This window comes from Pseudomonas sp. R62, from assembly GCF_000257605.1.
GTDB lineage: Bacteria > Pseudomonadota > Gammaproteobacteria > Pseudomonadales > Pseudomonadaceae > Aquipseudomonas > Aquipseudomonas atacamensis.
In genome coordinates, this window is the sequence record NZ_JH635998.1 from 1,135,993 (window position 1) to 1,139,062 (window position 3,070).

The 3,070-nt window shown below is 59.6% G+C and carries 2 protein-coding genes; both read right to left on the reverse strand.

Annotated elements, in window-relative coordinates; all coding sequences use genetic code 11:
* A partial coding sequence (gene cysN, locus OQK_RS06570) for a sulfate adenylyltransferase subunit CysN (protein ID WP_016771663.1) occupies positions 1–1,831 on the reverse strand: 1,831 nt, incomplete at its 3' end.
* Between the two features lie 9 nt (positions 1,832–1,840).
* Complete coding sequence (cysD, locus tag OQK_RS06575) at positions 1,841–2,758, reverse strand: sulfate adenylyltransferase subunit CysD (RefSeq protein ID WP_016771664.1); 918 nt, start codon at positions 2,756–2,758, stop codon at positions 1,841–1,843.
* Positions 2,759–3,070: the final 312 nt, after the last annotated feature.

Here is a 3,070-nt window from a genome sequence, read left to right on the forward strand (position 1 = left end):
GCGTGTCGATCACCAGGTCGGCATTGAGCGGCACATCGTACGGGAAGGATTCGCCCGGGATGTTGTCGCCGCCAGCGGCGTACAGACCTTGCGGATCACGTTCGGCGCACACGGTTGGCGAGGCCTGCACATAGACCGTCAGCAAGCGATCCTTGCCGATCAGTTCCTTGGCCTGCTCGCGACCTTCGGCACTCGGCGCGACGAACGCGGCCAGGGTCAGCAGCCCCGCTTCGTTGAACTGACGCGCCACATGGGCGGCACGACGCCAGTTCTCGGTACGCCCGGCGCGATCCTGTGGCAGACCTTTGTTCAAGTCATGACGCAGGTTCTGGCCATCCAGTACAAACACCGCGCGACCCATGTCGAACAGCTTGCGTTCGACCGCATACGCCAAGGTGCTTTTGCCCGCACCGGACAGGCCGCTGAACAGCACGGTGGCTGGTTGCTGGCCGAAGCGCTGGGCGCGTTCTTCAGTCGCCACATGGGCCAATTTGCCGTGGTGGGTTGCAGTGCCATGCGCTACAGGCTGAGCGACGATCATGCCGGCGCCAACGGTGCCGTTGGTCAGACGATCGATGACGATGAATGCGCCGGTGGTGCGGTTGCTTTCGTAACCGTCGAGGGCGATCGGCGCGTCGAGCGCGATCTTCACCTTGCCGATTTCGTTGAGCTGCAACGCGCTCGCCGGGCCTTCTTCCAACGTGTTCACGTCGACCTTGTTGACGATGCTGGCGATCGAGCCCGGCACGTAACTGGTGGCGCGTTTGATGTCGTATTTCTTGCCCGGCAGCATCGGCTCTTCAGCCATCCACACCAGCATCGCTTCGAAGCTGTCGGTGACCGGCGGCACGTTGTCGGCATGCACCAACAGGTCGCCACGGGAGATATCGATTTCGTCTTCCATGGTCAGCGTTACCGCCTGACCTGGGCCTGCGTGCTCCAGTTCACCTTCGAAGGTGACAATGGATTTCACGCGGCTGCTCTTGCCCGACGGCAGCACCACGACTTCGTCGCCCTTGTGCACAATGCCGCTGGCCAGGGTGCCGGCGAAACCACGGAAGTTCAGGTTCGGACGATTGACGTACTGCACCGGGAAACGCAGATCGGTGAAGTTGCGATCGCCCGCCACTTCCACAGTCTCGAGGATTTCCATCAGCGACTGGCCGGTGTACCACGGCGAGCGCTCGGACTTGTTCACCACGTTGTCGCCCTTGAGGGCAGACATCGGCACGAAGTGCATGCTGGTCGGCTTCATCTTCAAGCCTTCGGCGAACTTCAGGTAGTCAGCCTTGATCGATTCGAACACGCCTTCGTCGAAGTCCTTCAAGTCCATCTTGTTGATGGCGACGACGATGTGTTTGATACCCAGCAGGGAAGCGATGAAGCTGTGGCGACGGGTCTGGGTCTGCACGCCGTAACGGGCGTCGACCAGAATGATCGCCAGGTCACAGGTGGACGCACCGGTGGCCATGTTGCGGGTGTACTGCTCATGGCCGGGGGTGTCGGCGATGATGAATTTGCGCTTGGCGGTGGAGAAATAGCGGTAGGCGACATCAATGGTGATGCCCTGCTCACGCTCGGCCTGCAGACCGTCGACCAGCAATGCCAGGTCGATGTCGTCACCGGTGGTGCCGACTTTCTTCGAATCGCGGGTGATCGCTTCGAGGTGATCTTCGTAGATCATTTTCGAGTCGTGCAGCAGGCGCCCGATCAGGGTGCTCTTGCCGTCATCGACGTTACCGCAGGTCAAAAAGCGCAGCAGCTCTTTACGTTCGTGCTGGCCCAGGTAGGCGAGGATGTCCTCGCTGATCAAATCAGATGCGTGCGACATGACAGCCCCTTAGAAATAGCCTTGGCGTTTTTTGTCTTCCATCGAGCCTGCGCCATCGTGGTCGATGACCCGGCCCTGGCGCTCGGAAGTTCGCGTCAGGAGCATTTCCTGAATGATGTCCGTCAGGCTTTCGGCCTCGGACTCCACCGCGCCCGTCAACGGGTAGCAGCCAAGGGTGCGGAACCGCACTTTCTTTTTCACGATGCGCGCTTTGTCTTCATCGGACAGGTGCTCGAGGATGCGCTCGTCGTCGATCATGATCAGCGTGCCGTTCTTCTCGATCACTTCGCGTTCGGCGGCGAAGTACAGCGGCACGATCGGGATGCCTTCGAGGTAGATGTACTGCCAGATGTCCAGCTCGGTCCAGTTCGACAACGGGAACACACGAATGGATTCGCCCTTGTTGACCTTGCCGTTGTAGACATTCCACAGCTCTGGACGCTGGTTTTTCGGGTCCCAGCGGTGCTTGCTGTCGCGGAACGAGTACACGCGCTCTTTGGCGCGGGATTTCTCTTCATCGCGACGGGCGCCGCCGAACGCGGCATCGAAACCATGCTTGTCGAGTGCCTGTTTCAGGCCTTCGGTTTTCATGATGTCGGTGTGTTTGGCGCTGCCGTGGGTGAACGGGTTGATGTTCTGCGCCACGCCATCGGGGTTGATGTGGGTGATCAGGTCCAGGCCCAAGTCTTCGACCATCTTGTCGCGGAACTTGTACATTTCCTGGAATTTCCAGCGGGTGTCGACGTGCATCACCGGAAACGGCAGTTTGCCCGGGAAGAACGCCTTGCGTGCCAGGTGCAGCATCACGGCGGAGTCTTTACCGATGGAGTACAGCATCACCGGGTTATCGAACTCGGCGGCCACCTCGCGGATGATATGGATGCTTTCCGCCTCCAGCTGTTTCAGATGCGTCAGTTTGTCGACCATGGCTACTCACGAAAGCTTTCTTATGAACGGCCAGCGGGCCGTGTTCGAGCGAGGAATCCTAGCACAGCGACCTCTTCTAATCAGGACGCCAACTAGATCGAAAGGGTATATGAATATGCCTGCCAGTTCGGCCCGTCAGGGCCGAATGTGGGAGCGAGCCTGCTCGCGAAAGCGGAGTGTCAGGCACCTTTGTATTGAAGGCCTGAGGCGTTCGCGAGCAGGCTCGCTCCCACAGGAGTTTGCGGCGAGCTCAGATCGGATTCGGGCAATCGATGAAGATGTGTTCAAGGGCAAAGCGCTTCGCCAGATACT